The 17,293-nt window shown below is 36.3% G+C and carries 18 protein-coding genes; all 18 read left to right on the top strand.

Annotation, left to right across the window (positions count from 1 at the left end):
- The first annotated feature begins 16 nt into the window (after positions 1-16).
- The 18 genes from IE867_RS09850 to IE867_RS09935 all read left to right on the top strand — a co-directional run bounded on the left by IE867_RS09850 (position 17) and on the right by IE867_RS09935 (position 17,183).
- The gene (locus IE867_RS09850) at positions 17-1,090 is read left to right on the top strand and encodes a hypothetical protein (protein WP_192484557.1); all 1,074 of its coding nucleotides are present in this window, start codon (positions 17-19) and stop codon (positions 1,088-1,090) included.
- 162 nt (positions 1,091-1,252) lie between these two features.
- The gene (locus tag IE867_RS09855) at positions 1,253-1,801 is read left to right on the top strand and encodes a hypothetical protein (RefSeq protein ID WP_192484558.1); all 549 of its coding nucleotides are present in this window, start codon (positions 1,253-1,255) and stop codon (positions 1,799-1,801) included.
- 17 nt (positions 1,802-1,818) lie between these two features.
- Positions 1,819-2,274 carry a hypothetical protein gene (locus tag IE867_RS09860; RefSeq protein WP_192484559.1) on the top strand — a complete coding sequence of 152 codons (456 nt, stop codon included), beginning with the start codon at positions 1,819-1,821 and terminating at the stop codon, positions 2,272-2,274.
- 38 nt (positions 2,275-2,312) lie between these two features.
- The gene (locus tag IE867_RS09865) at positions 2,313-2,801 is read left to right on the top strand and encodes a DotD/TraH family lipoprotein (RefSeq protein ID WP_192484560.1); all 489 of its coding nucleotides are present in this window, start codon (positions 2,313-2,315) and stop codon (positions 2,799-2,801) included.
- Positions 2,801-3,550 (top strand): type IV secretory system conjugative DNA transfer family protein, encoded by a 750-nt coding sequence (locus tag IE867_RS09870; protein WP_192484561.1) that lies wholly within the window; start codon positions 2,801-2,803, stop codon positions 3,548-3,550. Before IE867_RS09865 ends, IE867_RS09870 begins: the two co-directional genes overlap by 1 nt.
- 121 nt (positions 3,551-3,671) lie before the next feature.
- Positions 3,672-4,778 (top strand): ATPase, T2SS/T4P/T4SS family, encoded by a 1,107-nt coding sequence (locus IE867_RS09875; RefSeq protein ID WP_192484562.1) that lies wholly within the window; start codon positions 3,672-3,674, stop codon positions 4,776-4,778.
- Between the two features lie 28 nt (positions 4,779-4,806).
- On the top strand, positions 4,807-5,052 hold the full coding sequence (icmT, locus tag IE867_RS09880) for an IcmT/TraK family protein (protein ID WP_192484563.1): 246 nt from the start codon (positions 4,807-4,809) through the stop codon (positions 5,050-5,052).
- Positions 5,045-7,411 (top strand): type IV secretory system conjugative DNA transfer family protein, encoded by a 2,367-nt coding sequence (locus tag IE867_RS09885; RefSeq protein WP_192484564.1) that lies wholly within the window; start codon positions 5,045-5,047, stop codon positions 7,409-7,411. Before icmT ends, IE867_RS09885 begins: the two co-directional genes overlap by 8 nt.
- Complete coding sequence (locus IE867_RS09890) at positions 7,408-7,752, top strand: hypothetical protein (RefSeq protein WP_192484565.1); 345 nt, start codon at positions 7,408-7,410, stop codon at positions 7,750-7,752. Before IE867_RS09885 ends, IE867_RS09890 begins: the two co-directional genes overlap by 4 nt.
- 101 nt (positions 7,753-7,853) lie before the next feature.
- Positions 7,854-8,549, top strand: a complete 696-nt coding sequence (locus IE867_RS09895; RefSeq protein ID WP_192484566.1) for a response regulator transcription factor — start codon at positions 7,854-7,856, stop codon at positions 8,547-8,549.
- A gap of 7 nt (positions 8,550-8,556) precedes the next feature.
- Positions 8,557-10,143, top strand: a complete 1,587-nt coding sequence (locus tag IE867_RS09900) for a sensor histidine kinase (RefSeq protein ID WP_192484567.1) — start codon at positions 8,557-8,559, stop codon at positions 10,141-10,143.
- 318 nt (positions 10,144-10,461) lie between these two features.
- Positions 10,462-11,250 carry a LuxR C-terminal-related transcriptional regulator gene (locus IE867_RS09905; RefSeq protein WP_192484568.1) on the top strand — a complete coding sequence of 263 codons (789 nt, stop codon included), beginning with the start codon at positions 10,462-10,464 and terminating at the stop codon, positions 11,248-11,250.
- 22 nt (positions 11,251-11,272) lie between these two features.
- Entirely contained in the window at positions 11,273-11,983 is a 711-nt protein-coding gene (locus IE867_RS09910) for a hypothetical protein (protein ID WP_192484569.1), read from the top strand.
- Positions 11,984-12,010: 27 nt separating this feature from the next.
- The gene (locus IE867_RS09915) at positions 12,011-14,674 is read left to right on the top strand and encodes a hypothetical protein (protein WP_192484570.1); all 2,664 of its coding nucleotides are present in this window, start codon (positions 12,011-12,013) and stop codon (positions 14,672-14,674) included.
- A 13-nt stretch (positions 14,675-14,687) separates the two neighbouring features.
- Positions 14,688-15,494, top strand: a complete 807-nt coding sequence (locus IE867_RS09920) for a hypothetical protein (RefSeq protein WP_192484571.1) — start codon at positions 14,688-14,690, stop codon at positions 15,492-15,494.
- An 18-nt stretch (positions 15,495-15,512) separates the two neighbouring features.
- Entirely contained in the window at positions 15,513-15,950 is a 438-nt protein-coding gene (locus IE867_RS09925; RefSeq protein ID WP_192484572.1) for a hypothetical protein, read from the top strand.
- Between the two features lie 12 nt (positions 15,951-15,962).
- A complete protein-coding gene (locus IE867_RS09930; protein ID WP_192484573.1) occupies positions 15,963-16,547 on the top strand; it encodes a DotU family type IV/VI secretion system protein in 585 nt (194 codons plus the stop codon).
- Between the two features lie 90 nt (positions 16,548-16,637).
- Positions 16,638-17,183 (top strand): hypothetical protein, encoded by a 546-nt coding sequence (locus IE867_RS09935; RefSeq protein WP_192484574.1) that lies wholly within the window; start codon positions 16,638-16,640, stop codon positions 17,181-17,183.
- Positions 17,184-17,293 lie beyond the last annotated feature (110 nt).

The following is a 17,293-nucleotide window of genomic DNA, read 5'->3' on the forward strand; positions in this document are numbered from 1 at the left end:
AACATATGAGGAAGAAATGAAACGGATACTATTGACACTATTGATCTCAATGCTGGTATTAATGCAACAAAGCTATGCAGATGACGGCAGTGGGCGACAAGTTTTTGAATTAAAGTTTACGATGGATGCTCAATCGCAAGCTCAGATTAAAACAATCCAGTTTAAATCAGTTAAAGATGGCAATTTGGATGATATCTCAACTGATCAATACCCACATCATTATTTACTATGGAATAATAACCAAAAAGATAGTGAATATAAAGTGATCTTGACATTGAGTGATGACAGTCAATTTGTATTTTACTTAAATCCCTTTTGGGATGATTATAATAACGATTACCCCTCTGGTTTTTCAGGGTATTATATGTATAGTTGGATGCTAGGTATCTGGAATTCACAGAAAGAATCGATTAATCAACCTAGTAAGTATAGCTATAATTTTAAATCTTACAGTGGTCGTTATTATATTAATAACAGCTTGCTAAAACATATGACATTAAATATTGATGAAACAGTTGAACCACTTGTTCATGGGAAATGGCAAGATAATAATAACTTTATGCCTTCAGCTTATTTACATCATCAATTTAATGCTTGTCATAAAGGTTGGTTTGGTAATATTGCCTATAATATGCCTGAATGTATGATTAACCAAAGCGATAAAAAGAAGTATCAAATGTATTTAGTAACGGTTAATATAACCAATCTATTTATGGGGAGTGCTAAGGAATATCTACTTGGTTTTGCTCATAATAATGGCGTTATCAGTTGGCAGCAAAAGTCAGAACAAGATTATGATAAAGATGGCTCATCGAATAATAAGCGATATTTTCAGGCATCGTATAATCAGCAGCCATTTTGTAAGGTATATATGAGCGATGATTTATCAAGAATTACTTCAGTGAAGCAAACACAATATGCACCGATTAGCTGTAGTTACCAACCGGATTATTACGAGCCAAAATTTATTTTTGCTTGTAGCGGTAACAGTAGTCTTGGCATGACAGATAATAACCAAACTTCCTGTGGCTGGATCAATAATGATAATATTCAATCGCAAGCATTTAGTAGTAACATTAATCAGTTATAAAATATATCAATATCAAACGCTTGCTATGTCAGGGTTTGCGTTTTGTTTTTAGCCAAAATTTATCAAAGTGAATTTTGAAGCATTTCTCAAGCGCGATTTGACATGATTATAATCAACTATAAATCGTAACGTTAGTCACATAAGCTTAGGTGAAGTAAAACGATGAATAATATGAATGAATCATTAACCGTAATATTACAGCATTTATTGAATAATTTACGTGTGCTTGTCCTACCACAAAAAGGGGATCAGTTTAGTCTTTTATTTATGCTATCTAGTGTGATTGGTTTTATTCTTTTATGTGTTTTTATCAATCGTTTAAGAATGCACTGTAAGCCGCATCATATGATGCGACATTACTCGCCTTGGGGTACCGTGATGTATTTATTTTCAGGGTCGTTCTTATTAAGTCTTGAGGCGATTATTCAACTATTGGTCAAAAGCTTTTTTAATAATAATTGGCAGCCAGATAGCATTTTTAACTATCAACCAATTACGATTAATAATGATCCGTTATGGGTGAGTATAAGTCAGTTGTTTTTTGCATGCATGGTAGTGATTGGCGTTGTCGCTATTTTGCGTGGGTTTGTCTTGGCAGTAAAGTTGGGTGAAGGACAAGATGGCTCAGTTGGTCGAGTGCTAACCCATATTATTGCCGGAGTAGTTGCTGTCAATGCCATCAATGTAGTGAGTTTAATTAATTTATTTTAACAAGGAGTCTAATCAAGATGAAAAATATGTATAAAGTAATACAAAAACTTATGTGGTCAGCTATAAGCTTCTTGCTATGTATAAGCTTGAGTATTGCAGGAGATACACCTCCAACTGATGTAAAAGGGTTTGGTAGTTGGGCGGGTGATGTGTCGACATTATTTACCCAAATCAAACAATTTTTAGTATTAATCTGTTTGGTTATCGGGCTTTGGTATTTGATTATGGGATTACTTCAGCTTAGAAAGTCACTGACACCTCAAGGTGCTCAACAAGATATTTTAAAGCAAGCCTTTGGACATATTGTGGTTGGTGTGGTTTTAATTAGTATTGTTGCCTTTGTGCAGATGTTTCAAAAGTCTGTTGTGCAAAACGCAGGGAGTGATAGTGCGCGTCAAGCAGCAGTATTTAATATTCCGGATGCGACTAATGGTAACGGTGGTATAACACCTGACAATCCTAACTCAAATTAATGCAAATCATAAAGCTAAAGATAAAAGGCAATTGCAAGATGAAAGGAAAGTTATTTCTTTTGAGTATGATTACCGTGCTTGCCTCAGGTTGTGCAAGTACCTCAAATCAAAGTATTGACTTACAGGCTGAGCAGGTCGAAATAAATGGCTTTATGTTGAAGTCTTTGGATCAATCAGCGCAAACCATCAGTCAAAGTGTGAATACTTTAAACACCTATAATGCGATGCGCTTTCCAAAAGTTGATTTGCCATTGGCACAAGTCCCTGATGGGGTTTTATCACAAAAAGTCACTTTGGTTTGGAATGGTCCAATACAACCGGTGATTGAGAAATTGGCTAAAATTGCAGGGTTTACCTTTCAAGTGTATGGTAACCCGCCAGCCATTCCAATCGTCATTGTGCTTAATCAAGCCAATGATTGGCAGAGTATATTGGATACCTTGAGAAGTATTGATGTGCAGACCAAAGGTGGGGCCAGTATCTATGTCAATGCTAAAGAGAAAATTATTAGCTTGAGGTATCAATAATGGCAGTGGTTACCAATGCACAATTGCTTAATAACATGTATCAGCCAAGTGCTTATGTCAGTAAGCTACCAGATTTGACCATTCGTCAAAAAGCGATGTTAGATGCGGCAAAAAACCTAGGCGTTCAATCCGGTTTGTATTGGGCATCACAAGCGATTGACAATCAGGAAAATGCCCTAAGACATAAATTGAATATGATTTATAACTTCTCGAGTTTAATGTTGAATGATTATGTTGTACCACCTGTGATTACACGGGAGAATAACCTTGTGAATATCAGTGATAATGTGATTCGTTTTGGTAGTCAGCGTTATCGGATTATTAAGAATGCTTATTTTTCAACATCGGCACCTAACTGGCGATCTTATCTGTATATGGATTACCCTCAACCAGACATGCCTGATAAGAGTTTACTACCACAAACTAAAGATGAAAAAAAACAATGGGATGATGCGGTAACCCGAGGTTGGCACTTGGGTATTCATCAAGCACGGGTGATATTCCAAAGTGATTTAAACGAGTTAACACAAGATTATTCGGGCATGGTATTGTTTCATCAATTGTTATTGCAACATATGGTCAGCTTACCTTATGTTCAAAAGCAGAATCATGGTATTACCGGTGATAAAAATAATTTGATTATTAATGATCATAGTTGGCAAATTAAAGCAGACCCCCAATTTGAGAAAGCCTTTAAGTTATGGGCGCCTTTGATGAAAGCAAAGCAGCACAATAGCAATACGAAATGATTGAGTTTACGCACTTTAACTGTTGCTCGTATTCTGAGCGTAGTCGAAGGGAAATATAGCGACAACAATGGCTTCAACTAACGTGATATAGGTAATAAATCAAATAGAAAAGATAGAAAGAATGGAAGAAATGGAAACATTAAAAATAGATGATCACTATCTTAATGAGCATGAGTTTAATCAGTTGCTAGTGACGTGTGCTAAGGTGCATGCAACTGATGTCACGTTGCAAACCAATGCACCGATTTTGGTTTTGCGCCATAAAAAGCGTCTTTATCAAAGTAATCGCCAATTGTCTGTGCAAGAAATAGAAGATATTGCACAACTGATATATGGTGCTAATGCCATTGCCCATTTGCATGCCGGCAATGATATCGATACCACTTATGTGCTACGATCAGCAGGTATTCGCTGGCGGATTAATATGACGATTTGTCAGCAGCAAAGTCACTTTGGTATAAGCATCTCTTTGCGGTTAATAAAGAATCAAATCATACCTTTACAAGCGCTAGGTCTACAGGATGAAGTGGTTGCTAAATTAACACATTTACAAGGACTTACAATTATCTCAGGGGCAACAGGAAGTGGTAAAAGCACATTGATTGCGAGTATTTTAAAAGCGCAACAAGCATCTTCTTTTGTGCATAAGATATTAACCTATGAATCACCGATTGAATATACGTTTGATAGTCAGCCAAATGAAGCGCTTGTTAGTCAAACACAAATCCCAGATTTGTTACCTGATTATCGCTATGCGGTATTTAATGCGATGCGTCGATTCCCTGATATTATCATGTTGGGCGAAACACGTGATTTTGAAACATTAAATGCGTTAGTTGAAGCGGCATTAACAGGGCATGCATGTATTACAACAATCCATGCTAATAATGCCGCGGATGTGTTTTATCGCATGCTATTAATGGTGCCGATTGCCCAAAGGGAAGCATACTATCGCCAGTTAATTAGTAGCATGTCGATTATTATCTGGCAAATGCTTATTCAGCTGATTGATGGTACGTTAGTGCCGATACAGCAGACGGTAATTTTTGATCATACGTTGAGATCGGCTTTGTTTGAGCTATCGATGCATGAGGGTGTGAATTATATCCGTCAGTACCTTGATACAAGAGAATCAACATTAAATAAAATCATGCTTTATTATCAGTCTGGACAATTAGCTGAAAATGACTGGCAATACTATCAGCAGATGTATGGTCAGAGTGCTTAATGCTAAAGGAGTTTAAGGAGATTTTAACATGGCAAATAATAATTATCATTGGCGCAATAGTGCGCTAACGCCAAAGCTGTTATTTATTAATGCTTATATGGCATTACCGTTATTGTTAATGGCAGTGCATTTTTGCCAATGGACTATCATTATTAGCGTTGTTTGTGGCGTGTATTTTCTATTGTGTGAGCTGTTTAAGTATTCACCGATAGGGCTTTGTTTAAAATGTCGAAGTCTACTGGTTGGGAACAAAAAGGTTATTAATGATGACTAACTTTAGAGGCGTGAGTAAAGCACAAGAAACCAATGCTGCATCGACAATTCGTGATACGCGTTCATTAACCAAGCGCTTTTTAAGCTTTGTTTTAGAGCCTGTTAATAGTGTTGCTATCTTGATTTTCTTATTGTTGATTATGCTTATTATTCCACAGGTGTTAGTGGTATTGATTTGGCTGGCATTAATGCTATCAGTGATCGTATTGTTTCAATCACCCAAGTTGCCATTTAAGCTACCTATTGGCACGCATTATAAAGATTATAATAATGCGTTACCTGGGCAAACCAAGCCAGGCAAAGCTAAAGGCATTTACTTTTTTGGCAATGAAAAAGAGAGTAATCATGAGCTATGGTTCAGTAATGAAGATATGCGCACACATGCGCTTATTTTTGGTTCAACAGGTAGTGGTAAAACAGAAACCTTGGTCTCACTTGCTTATAATGCGCTTGTGCAAGGTAGCGGCTTTATTTATGTTGATGGAAAAGGTGATAACGCACTGTATGCCAAGATCTATTCGATGGCGCGCTATTTAGGGCGTGAAGATGATTTGTTGGTAATTAACTTTATGACGGGTGCTAAAGACATTAGTACCAGTGATAATAAAGATGAAAAACTTTCAAATACCTTAAACCCTTTTGCGATAGGCTCATCGGATATGCTCTCACAACTTGTGGTGAGTATGATGTCATCAGAGTCATCAGGTGGTGGCGATGGCGATATGTGGAAAGGGCGTGCAATATCGTTTGTTGAAGCATTGATGCGTATGCTCGTTTATCTTCGAGATCAAGGTTATTTGTTGTTAGAAGCCAGTTTGATTCGACGTTATTTTGTTTTAGATGTTGTTGAGAATTTTCTTTATAACAAACAACTGATCAATCATGAAGGTCAGAATATTACTTTTGAGGGGGAGCTTCCTTTGGCGGTAACCGATCCGATGCATAACTATTTGGCAACCTTACCGGGCTATCAAGTTAAAAATGTTGGAGGACAATCGGATAAAACCTATGAACAGCATGGTTATATTACCATGCAATTGACACGTGTTTTCGGCTCGCTTGCCGATGTTTATGCGCATATTATGAAAACAGAGCTGGCTGAGGTTGATTTTAAAGATGTCGTATTAAATCGTCGCATATTAGTGGTGTTGTTACCGGCATTGGAGAAATCACCCGATGAGTTAGCCAATTTAGGTAAATTAATTATTGCCTCCCTCAAAGCAATGCTTGCCTCAGGTTTGGGAAATAAGATTGATGGATATAGGCGTGAAGTGCTGGATGCCAAACCTTCTAACTCTGATACGCCATTTTTATGTGTGTTAGATGAATATGGTTATTATGCAGTAAAAGGTTTTGCGGTGGTACCAGCGCAGGCACGATCATTAGGATTCTCGGTGATATTTGCCGGACAAGATTTACCAGCATTCCAAAAAGCATCAAAAGAGGAGGCTGCATCGATTTGCGCTAATACCAACATTAAAATATGTATGAAGCTTGAAGACCCGCAAGAGACATGGGAGTTCTTTAACAAAACGGCAGGAGAAGCCTACTTAACCGCCGTTAAAGATTTTAATATGGGTGACAATGGAGATGCCTTGGGCTATCGAGATACCAGAACAGCAACGGTTGAAAAGCGTAGTCGAGTGGATCTCATGGATTTAAAGGATCAGCGTGAGGGAGATGCTCATATCTTCTTTAGATCACAGATTATTCGCAGTCGTATGTTTTATGCTAATCCCAAGCAAACCGATGAGATCAAAGTCAATCGGTTTATTAAAGTTCCGCCATTAACACAGGATAAAGTGCAGCGGATAAAAGCTATATTGAGCTATTCACCCAATATTGATAAAGACATCACGTTAAGTCATCAATTGGGCGATTCACTCAAAGAGATTTTTAGCAAAGTAGCACTGGATAAGGAAATAGCTCAACAAGCGCTCGTGCAACAAAGTAATGATTCATTAGCGCAGAAAGAGCAATTATTAACAGATAATATTGCTCAATTGCTGATAGAGCTTGAGCATGATGCAACAATAACAAATGAGCATGGTCAGCATGAGGTGCATGATGCGTTATATCGGCATATTCCGCTAAGTGCACGTTTGGATAGTGTGTATTATGATGTCTTGCATGCTGATTTTAATGATGCGCCGGTGTCAGCGGAAAAAATCATGCGTATGACGCATTATTTTGCTTTGCAACAAGGGATTCATCCAACAAAAATTAATGCGCTTCAAAAGCGTTTATTACATCAATTAAAACAAGGGAGCACTTTAAAATATAGTCCATGTCAGTCAATGGATGAAGTGTATGAAAAGCTCTCTCAAGTGACAGAGGTTTATGGAGTAAAACATCAATGAATATTTGTGAGATATTGTGTCAGTATTTTATTACGTATCATTCAGATATTGCTTTTGTCTATAATGACACGCACTATAACCATCATCAGTTATTTGCAAAAGATGGCTTTTTGCCGCGGATGATTCACTCTGTTGAGGGAAACTATAAATATGTATTTAATCGCAAACCTGCTGTAAATTTTGTACGTAAGGCTGATGCTTTATGTTTAGAGGAAGTTTCTTTTGCAGATGATCAGGCACAGAACTTGATTTTGGTGATGTATTTAATTGATCTTGTGGAGAGATGGATTGTGGATGATAGAATCTGCCAGGATAAAAAATTAGATTTGAATGTAGTCTGAATGAATTAAATTACAATTGGTATAAGTGTGATCTGATTAAATTGCAGTCTTGATATTTTTGTCTATGCTTTGTTTATGGATGAAGCATTGGGCAGAGGAACATGCAGGATAAAAAAATTTTAGTCATTGATGATAATGTCAAACTTAATGAGCTTATCACACATTTCCTCGCGGATAACGGCTTTACTGTCCGCTCGGCATATAATGGCGAGGATGGGATTTTTTTTGCCAAAAGCTTTGTGCCTGATTTGATTATTTTAGATGTTGAAATGCCTGATTTGTCAGGTTATGAAGTGTGTCAATTATTACGCGTAGAATATCAAGGTGTGATTCTGTTTTTAACTTGTCACACCGACCCTGATGATGAGTTAAAAGGATTACAACTTGGTGCGGATGATTACCTTAAGAAGCCTGTATTGCCAGAGGTTTTACTGATGCGTATTAATAAAATTCTGGAGGCTCCTCTGAAACCACATGAAACTGCTACAAAGATTGTCTTTGGGGCGCTTGAGGTTGATTTGAATAATTACACAGTGAGTTATGCGAACAAGAGATTGGATTTAAGTGCTAAGGAGTTTGAGTTGATGAAACTTTTTGTTTTAAATCCAAATAAACTTTTAAAAAGAGAGCATATTTATTTGATGCTTAAAGGTGTTGAGTATGATGGGGTGGATCGTTTTGTTGATGTTATGGTATCAAGGTTGCGCCAGTATGTTGATGATGATGCTAAAAACCCACGTAAAATAAAAACTATTTGGGGTAAGGGTTATATTTTGTGTACGGATGCATGGGAGTAGAGAGCTTATGTTGAAATTTATTATACGGCAATTATTGGTATATCTGTCTGTGATGATAGTGATGACCATTTTTGTGGTTGCATCAAGTACTTATGTTGGTTTTAGAATCAATCAACAAAATGCACAGATGAATGCAGCAGGTGTCTTTAGAGCATTGGAAGCTGAGTTTCAAAAAGTGCCTGAAAATCAATGGGCAGAAATCATTGATAAACTAAAAAGCCAATACACACGACCATTGTATTTACGCCACTTTGATCAACTACCAGAAGATATACAAGCACAAAAGCAAGCTTTGTATTCAGGTGAAATGCTTTTTGATTATAATAATCATGACTATACCAATAGTTTTGATATGTTTAAGCCAAGTATGATTTATCAACGTGTGCTTAAGAGCGATTTATTTTTTGTATTAGAGAAACGCGCACCCGAGATTATAGAGTATCAGAAAAATAATGCATGGATTCACCAGCTAGCATATAACAAATTTAAAGACACGCCAGAGTATGAATGGAATAAAGTGATTGAATATATTAAAAAAGAATATCAAGTTGGCGTGGTGGTGAGAGACTTGTCAAATTATACCGATAAAGAACAGCAAGATATTAAAAAATGGGGATATTTTCCAACGGAGCCTTTTCATGGTGTAGAAGGATATATTCAGTTTCTATCACCAAATCCCAATAAAGTAATTATTATTGGTCCTTATCGCGATAACTGGATTAAGCTGCATCCCCATGTTTATGCAGTGATTATTGATGCGATTTTATTGGTGTTTTTGACACTTATTATTGCTTATCCACTCTATCGAGATTTGATTAAATTAAAATCTCTAGCACAAAGCTACGGCAAGAATGACTTTGATAGCGATATTCGATTATCCACTAAGTCTGTACTATGGTCAGTCTATCAGACACTTAAGGGAATGGGTGAAAGCATCCAATCCTTGATAAAAAAACAAACGGTTTTTGCCAATATGGTTGCGCATGAAGTTAAAACACCTCTTGCACAGGTGCATTTTACGTTGAGACTATTAGAGAATGCCAAAAGTGATGAGGACAGAGCAAAGCATATTTTGTCGATCAAAGAGGATATTATGCAAATCGATCATTTAGTGAATCAACAGCTTGATTACGCCAAGTATAGCTATGTGAAATTGCCATTGAATCTAGATAAGATATCACTGCCTTTATTGGTCGAGGAAATCGTTACAACCTATCGTGATATTTATACAGACAAAGTATGGCATTATAGCTTTGAGGATCCGAATATAATCGTTTTATTAGACAAGTCTGCGATGCACAAAGTACTAAATAACCTTTTGATTAATGCGTATAAATATGGTGGCGATGTGATCGATGTATCCGTTGCTATGTGTGATAACGATGCAGTGATCAAAATTACCGATAATGGTCAAGGATTCGCTTTTGATATTGAAAGCGCTTTAAATCAGCCATTTACACCTGAATCAAAGCAAAGTAGTGGCTTGGGTTTGGCTATTGTTTGGCGTATTATTGAAGCGCATCATGGGCGCATAGCGCTTAGTAATTCGCCTCAAGAAGTGACATTTGAAATTAGATTACCCATAGCAAAGTGATTTAGACAATGGGGAGTACTTTATTGTTTAATTGACTCTCAAGGCTATAAATCGCCAGCTGTATTTAGTTTTTCAGGAATAAGGTTTGTGAAATTCTATTCACATTCACATAAAAAGTTTGGAGAGTTAGATGCGCAATATGATGACGCGCTTAGCATGAATCCTTTTAATGAATAAAATGTATCAGTAATCTTTAGTCATCTTTATATTGTTTAAATCCTCAACAGTTTTTCATGCCATAATCACCAGATCACAGCGCTACTGAGCGTTGATGAACATAGGCAATGATTGTTTAATACAGGATGAGGTAATCGTTATATGTTGCAGGAAAGTGCACTACAAAAAATCATACAATTTTCATATCGCTATAAGAAAATTCTACAAATGCGTATTACGGCACTAAACGCCCTGAATATAGAAAGTTGTTTGATGTTTTTTGCTGATAGTGATGGCAAATTGTTAATGCTAGGGATGCAAGAACAATTTATTAAAGATATGGTAAGTGCTAAACCGGCACTTTTACCTGAGTTATTTAAGCTCTCAAAAATTGAGTTTAGTAATGAGTCACCAACATTAGCGCATTTTTTGATCTTGAAGCAGCAATATATCTCTAATGTAAACAATGCTTTTTCTTATGTCGAACCCTATAACAATGGCGTTTTGATTTCGATTTTCTTTAGTACGGATATGCGCAATAGCCAACTCATGAGTGGCATTGATGAAATCAATACTTTCATTGATTGTGTGAAAAAAGAATTAACAACAACTGCGTGTAGCTATCTTGAGAAGATCGAGCCCAATAGTGAGATTGCAGCATATGTGGAAAGCTATTTCTCACAAGAGCAAGTCAAGTTATTTCCCAAGGAATATCTATCTAGCAAAGGTGTGCGTATGTCACCAAAAGAAGCGGAATGTTTGACACTTTATATGCATGGCGCCAGTTATCAGGAAATAGCAGATCAATTGTTTATTTCCAAACACACGGTGAGTAATCATCTGAAGATGATCAAGAGTAAGTTTAATATCAGCAGGCCATTACAGCTGGTATATCTATTTAAACTTATCTCAGGTATTTATTCATCAAGCAATAAACTCATTTATGTTTAATTAAAGCAAGGTTTATTAAGATATGAGTGAAGCGATAAAAAGTATATTGCACAACCCGATTTGCCTTTTGATTTTAGGCTTAGGTGGTTTTTGGTTGCTTGTGCAGGCAATTCAAAAAATTTACAAAAAATTTATTCAAAACTCGGTTAAGTTAAAGAAGCTTTGGCTTAGCCTAAAAAGCGTGTTTACCTCAAATAATGGTATTAAAAGTTTTAAGCTATTTAAGCAGGATTTGCCATTTGCTTTAAGAAGAAAAATGAAGCTTTGCCAGTATTATTTGCATATTAATTTGGCAGAGAAAGGTAGTGTGGTAAAGCACACACAGTTTGAGCATTTTCGTCGTCAATTTTATTTGAAATATAAACCAGATGGTTTGGATAATTATTTTATTGATAATAAGTCATTTATCTATGAAATTGGGCAAGCGCGTCTTGATGAGGATGATAAATTAGAAGTGCTTTTATTAAAGCGCCTATGGAAGAAGATCTTTCGTGGGCAGATTCCTACGATTGTTATTAGTCTTGATGTTGATAAGCTTTTGCAGCAAAGCAATGATGATTTGCAGAATCTAGCACAACTTATCCGCGCAAAAATTGATGTCATGCAAAAGATTAAAAAACGTCGTCTACCGGTTTGTATACAGTTATCACACACAAAGATGAATGAAGAGTTTAGCGCTCTATCGATGGAGCTTCAAAATATATGTATGCATCAGCCAAATGAAGATGGGTAGCTACTAGAGGTATTTGCCGATAAACTGATGGCACTAAAAAGTCGATTGATTAATGTTGAAGATAGTCATATCTTCATGAATCAGCTATTGATATTGGATGGGATCAGGCAATCTTTGGAGGCAATGCATATTATTGTTGATACATTGCACTATGAGAATCAAGTGACATTAACACCAAAAATTCAGGCACTATTTTTGGCGCAAGCAGCGCAAAGCACGCCAAATATATTGACCTTAACGTATAAGAAGATACGACAGCCTATTTCATTATTTCGATTATCAGTGAGTACATTAAATGCTAGACTCATTGGCTTTATGATATTTTACGCATCCAAATTACAAAGCAGACAAGTGGCTTTTGATCATACGGCAAATACGGTTGCGAATTTAGTGCAAAATAAGCAAATTTCATTAAATGATTTTGCTGACAAGATGCAAAAAATCACGCTGGATTATCAACAAGATATTGCCAGTACACCGATTGCTGATATTTATCCGCAATTTATTTTAATGCATGGAATCAAGCAGAAAATTGCTAATAGCATATATCAAAGCAATATAAAGCCATTGATTGAGCAATCAACGAGCGATGTTCAATTAGCTGCATTGCTATTGATTACACATGCAACCAAGCAGAATGAGCGTGATTTTATTCTGCATTATGCCAATGTTTTCTCAAGTTTAAGTCAGCTACCAGAAAAAACGATTTGTTTATATATTAAATATAACGATAAAGTTCCTACAGATGAATTTACAGGACAATCAATCGATGCGATTCCGTTGGATGATAGTGACAGTTATCAATCTGTTATGGTGGCAATCAATATTATGTTGCAGGATAGTGCGATTAAAATATCGGATATCAAACATTTTTATCGGACGATTTATGATCGTTTTGCATCTAAAATCATTCTTAAATCAGCGCTATATCAATTTCTACCTGCGATGCAGTCATATTTGTCACACAATGAACTAACGTTTTTGCAGCAATTTATTGATAGATTGGGTTCACAGGAGCAAGAGGAAGCACAAAATGCAACTTATCTAAGCTTGATTAAGCTATTAGCCAATGAGCCTGATTTTGCAGTGGCTAAGGCGCGTGATTTTTCAGATTTGTTAAATGCGATAAGCACAACTATTGTAGAAGGGCAAAGCACTAATTTACCTAAGGCATATGGTAGTGATCAATTTAGTTATGGCAATTGGCAGCAGATGATTGTGCGTGCAAAAATTAATACGCTTATTGATGAGTATACACATCACTCAGGTAATTTGTTTTTGTCTCAACATACTGACCCCAACCAAGGATCAACGTTATTGTCAGCAAATAATCAGGTTGCTTCGAGTTTCACGGATAATTATATACAAAATGTCGTTATTCCAGATATCGAAGCCTACAAGCATCTAGTTGCTAAATTAAGCAAAGAGCATATTGATACCACACAGTTGCAGAAAGTCTTTAATCAATCGATTGATCAGTATACGCAGCGCTATATTGAAGCCTATAACCAATTGATCACTCACTTTGACTACAATATAACGAGTGTTGCTGCATTAAAAGTTGCGTTATATAACATGAAGCAACCAAGCTCACCATTGTTGGCATTAATTACACAAATCAATAGCAATACAAACTTTGATAAAAGTATGCTGAAATATGACTTTATAAAGCAAATTAGTCAAAGTTTTGCAAGCTATCATCAGCTACAGAATTTTGATAGTTTATTACTGGGGATAAGCACCAGCAAACAAAACAGTAATGCGGGATTAAGTGGCTATATTAATATTATCTCAACACTGCGTAATCAACTGTTATATCAAGATCCAGATAGTCATTTAGTCAATAGTGATGGAATGTCTGCCTTAGCAAATCAAGCATTAGCGATTTATTTAGACTCATCAAGCTCTTATATGCGTTTGACAAACAATGAGCTTGATAAAATCCACATGCCTATAGCGCAGCGTAAGCCCTTTGTTCAGATCTTTTCAGTGGTATATACGTTAGGAATGCAGCAAGTAGTTAATTATTTTGACACAGTTTGGAATGAGAAGTTGTCGAGTATGGTTGATACGATTGAAAATAGCTTTCCAATGCGCCTAACGGCGTCACAAACGATGTCCCCCAAAGTATTAACTAGCCTATTGTCGCCAAAAGATGGGCAATTTTGGGGTTTGTTTAAGCAAAAATTTGCACAAGTGTTTGTGAATAAAAATGGCATCTGGCAGATGAGAAAAGTGCCTTATGCAGGCGCCTTGAATTTGGCGAGTATTCTTAAAGATGTGCAGCAAATGCAATATATCAGCAATGCACTTTGGCATAGTAACGGCAAGCCAAAGCCGCTACAAATTATGCTTCAAGCAGAACCATTTTACCAAAAGAAATTAGCAACCAACTATATCAAGATGACGTATCTTTCAATAAACAATAATTCTGTTGTTGGCATAGATGCAAAACCGTTGCAACAAGCCATTGAATATGATTGGTGGAAACCTGCGGAGGTAAGCATTGGTGTGGTATTGAATAACTCGACGAATCAAACAATCAGCAATAACGGTAACTGGGCGTTGTACCAATTGGTGAATCAATCGGTTACGGGTAATAATGGCTTGATGACTTGGTATATTCCAGTGAATGGGCATAAAGTACCAGTAGCATTTAGCGCGCAAAATATGATTTTTCCATTATCATAAGGTAAGACAGATTATGGCGTGTGTGTTATCAAATAAAACCTTACATAGTTTGCAGCAGCATGCAACAAAGTTTAGTTTAAGCTATTTGCTAGAGCAGCTGTTTATGCTCGGTTTTGATATTCAAAATATTGAATTTGAAAGTGTTGAAAGTAGTGCTTTTCATATACACACGATTGCTTACTTACATTATGTTGACGCTAAAATAATTATTGGTGTGAACTTAGGATGGCTTGCAGCGCAGTCTAAGCTTAAAGATATAGGCTTTTCAGAGGACTTTTTGCGAAGTAAAACATTTGCGCAATATGCTAACCAATGGTTGAAACATATATTGATGTTATTGCATTTGGACTTAATGATAGAGTCAAAGGATGCGTTTAATGCCATTACTGAAAATAATACTTTGGCATTAAACTCCTATGCTGAGCTTCATTACCAGATAGCGAGCCTTTTCCCTGAATATTATTTTGATCTTAAGGTTAATCATGCGAATTCTTTAGTAAGACCAAAACAGATGATTTTAGGGAAAGCTACATTATCTGACGAGCATGGGCAGATAGGTCATGTAATTTTTGAAGCAAAAAACAAAATTCAAATCACCTTAAATATTGAGGAAGGTTTAAGTGAGTATGAGATCACGCGTGTTACCCAGCTTTTGCAGGCAAAATGGTGCGCGCACTATAGTAGTTTTTGGCATGGCTATCTTTTGCAATTACATATGAGATTATTGACAAATCAAGAGAGCACCTATTTATCAAATAGCTTGACGATTACGACAAAACTAAATGCAAGACAGCAGTTGCTCTTTGAGCAAGAACTATAAATCCGGAGATAATAACAAATGAGAAAAATACTACATAAAAGTAAATTATTGATTGTTGCATTTGCTGTGTTGTCATTAGGTGGTTGTGCAATGTTTAGCACTTCACCGACGTTAACACTTAAAATGCATCTAGATAATAATAGTAACAATAGTCAAATTTTGACCGTGTTAGCAGCACCCATGTCTGAGCAAAGCTTTATCAATACAGATTATGAGAAGGCATTAAGTTTGGTGGGCAAATCAAGCTCACATACCGTAACGCTCACACCGGATAACTTTGCTGATGGTGATTATCTGTATAAGGTGCCAGTAAATAAGCATCAAGGCATGGGTGTTTTTGTGTTCTATACCAATGTGGTGAGCAATACGCAGTGGAAACAATATATTCCTGAAGCTTATGGCAAGAAGTATGAAGTGACAATAGGTAAAGATAGTCTATCGAATTTTAGCGCTTAGGAGGCAAAGAAGATGCAACAGGATTTTTTGATTTGGAAAGATATTAGTCAGTTGATTTTGAAATCAGAGTCATATGGCAAGGAGATTGATAATCTAGCAAATGTTGATATTGAAGAAACAATTGAGACAAGAGCCTTTTTTCGTAATGCATTACATCAGATAGCGCAAAAAGTAGAGTGTCTACACAATGCAAAAATTGCTAAATATACAAGTTTTGGCATAGCAGTGTGGCTAGATGAGATACTTGCGGGGATCTATGAATATGCAGCACATCCTTGGCCTAGTTTGCAAAAGGAGCTTTTTGAAACGACTGAAGGTGGGGTGAAGTTTTATGAGTATGTCGATGATGTATTAGCAAACCCATTTTATCCTAAGTTTATCTATGAGTTGTATTACTGCATGCTAACAGGTGGGTTTAAAGGCAAATATCCCGTGGAATCGGAGCGTTATGCAATTGCTAATTATATTAATAAGCTTAAGGAAATGTTGCAGCTTGAGAATGAGCAGCCATTATTAGAAAGTAATGATTTATCAACACCTTTGGTAACAAAAAGCAGATATTTACGTGTGGCTAATAAAGTCAAGCAATGCTTTTAGGCAGCACTTAGGCTTGATCTTAGGTGGATGTGTTGCTTTAACGTATTTGTTATGCGGTGTGTTAGTCTATTTCTAATCTAAGGAGCCTCTATGCAAGATGTATTAGCACAGAAATTTATCCAACTTCAGTCTATATTGGAAAGTGATGTCAAAGATCTTAAAAGAGATGTTTTGCAGTATATCTATAATGCACGTCGTAGGTCGTTTAATACAAGAATTCCATATTTACAAAGTGCTATTCCATATAAACTGTTTACTGAGATTAAGCTCAAACCGTCACAAGTAAATGCCGTGGATTTATTGTTGAGTGATCGCATTGAAGCATTAACCAAAGATGGTCAAAAATGCACACTGCACCCGATGTTTAATACACAAATCTTGCCTTGTGAAATCACAAATCGCAGAAGTGATAGTGATAAGATATATTTGAGTCTAAATAACCTGGCTGGCTTTTTTTATCTTGATCAAGACTATATTGATATTTGGTGTTTTGATGAGAATGAAATACTTGCTAGTAATTACTTTGATTTATTTAAAGAGGCTGATTTTTCGCTAGAATTTACATTGCAAAGTGAGAAAAAAACCAAAAGGGCAGTCGTTGAGAAGCTTCATTATGCCTTAATGGCACTACCTTAAGCACTGCCAATGTATAAAAATGCACTTTGAAGCATGAATTTCTTGAAGTCAGTAACCACATAGGTTTATATATTTTTGCCTCAAAACTCAAAACCCAAATGGAAACTGAC

Origin of the sequence: Cysteiniphilum marinum, from assembly GCF_014857925.1 — a bacterium.
In the GTDB taxonomy this organism is placed as follows: Bacteria; Pseudomonadota; Gammaproteobacteria; order Francisellales; family Francisellaceae; genus Caedibacter; species Caedibacter marinus.

Coding starts and splice junctions, on each gene's coding strand:
- IE867_RS09850 (WP_192484557.1), top strand. CDS start 17: ATGAAACGGATACTATTGACACTATTGATCTCAATGCTGGTATTAATG.
- IE867_RS09855 (WP_192484558.1), top strand. CDS start 1,253: ATGAATAATATGAATGAATCATTAACCGTAATATTACAGCATTTATTG.
- IE867_RS09860 (WP_192484559.1), top strand. CDS start 1,819: ATGAAAAATATGTATAAAGTAATACAAAAACTTATGTGGTCAGCTATA.
- IE867_RS09865 (WP_192484560.1), top strand. CDS start 2,313: ATGAAAGGAAAGTTATTTCTTTTGAGTATGATTACCGTGCTTGCCTCA.
- IE867_RS09870 (WP_192484561.1), top strand. CDS start 2,801: ATGGCAGTGGTTACCAATGCACAATTGCTTAATAACATGTATCAGCCA.
- IE867_RS09875 (WP_192484562.1), top strand. CDS start 3,672: ATGGAAGAAATGGAAACATTAAAAATAGATGATCACTATCTTAATGAG.
- icmT (WP_192484563.1), top strand. CDS start 4,807: ATGGCAAATAATAATTATCATTGGCGCAATAGTGCGCTAACGCCAAAG.
- IE867_RS09885 (WP_192484564.1), top strand. CDS start 5,045: ATGACTAACTTTAGAGGCGTGAGTAAAGCACAAGAAACCAATGCTGCA.
- IE867_RS09890 (WP_192484565.1), top strand. CDS start 7,408: ATGAATATTTGTGAGATATTGTGTCAGTATTTTATTACGTATCATTCA.
- IE867_RS09895 (WP_192484566.1), top strand. CDS start 7,854: ATGCAGGATAAAAAAATTTTAGTCATTGATGATAATGTCAAACTTAAT.
- IE867_RS09900 (WP_192484567.1), top strand. CDS start 8,557: ATGTTGAAATTTATTATACGGCAATTATTGGTATATCTGTCTGTGATG.
- IE867_RS09905 (WP_192484568.1), top strand. CDS start 10,462: ATGTTGCAGGAAAGTGCACTACAAAAAATCATACAATTTTCATATCGC.
- IE867_RS09910 (WP_192484569.1), top strand. CDS start 11,273: ATGAGTGAAGCGATAAAAAGTATATTGCACAACCCGATTTGCCTTTTG.
- IE867_RS09915 (WP_192484570.1), top strand. CDS start 12,011: ATGGCACTAAAAAGTCGATTGATTAATGTTGAAGATAGTCATATCTTC.
- IE867_RS09920 (WP_192484571.1), top strand. CDS start 14,688: ATGGCGTGTGTGTTATCAAATAAAACCTTACATAGTTTGCAGCAGCAT.
- IE867_RS09925 (WP_192484572.1), top strand. CDS start 15,513: ATGAGAAAAATACTACATAAAAGTAAATTATTGATTGTTGCATTTGCT.
- IE867_RS09930 (WP_192484573.1), top strand. CDS start 15,963: ATGCAACAGGATTTTTTGATTTGGAAAGATATTAGTCAGTTGATTTTG.
- IE867_RS09935 (WP_192484574.1), top strand. CDS start 16,638: ATGCAAGATGTATTAGCACAGAAATTTATCCAACTTCAGTCTATATTG.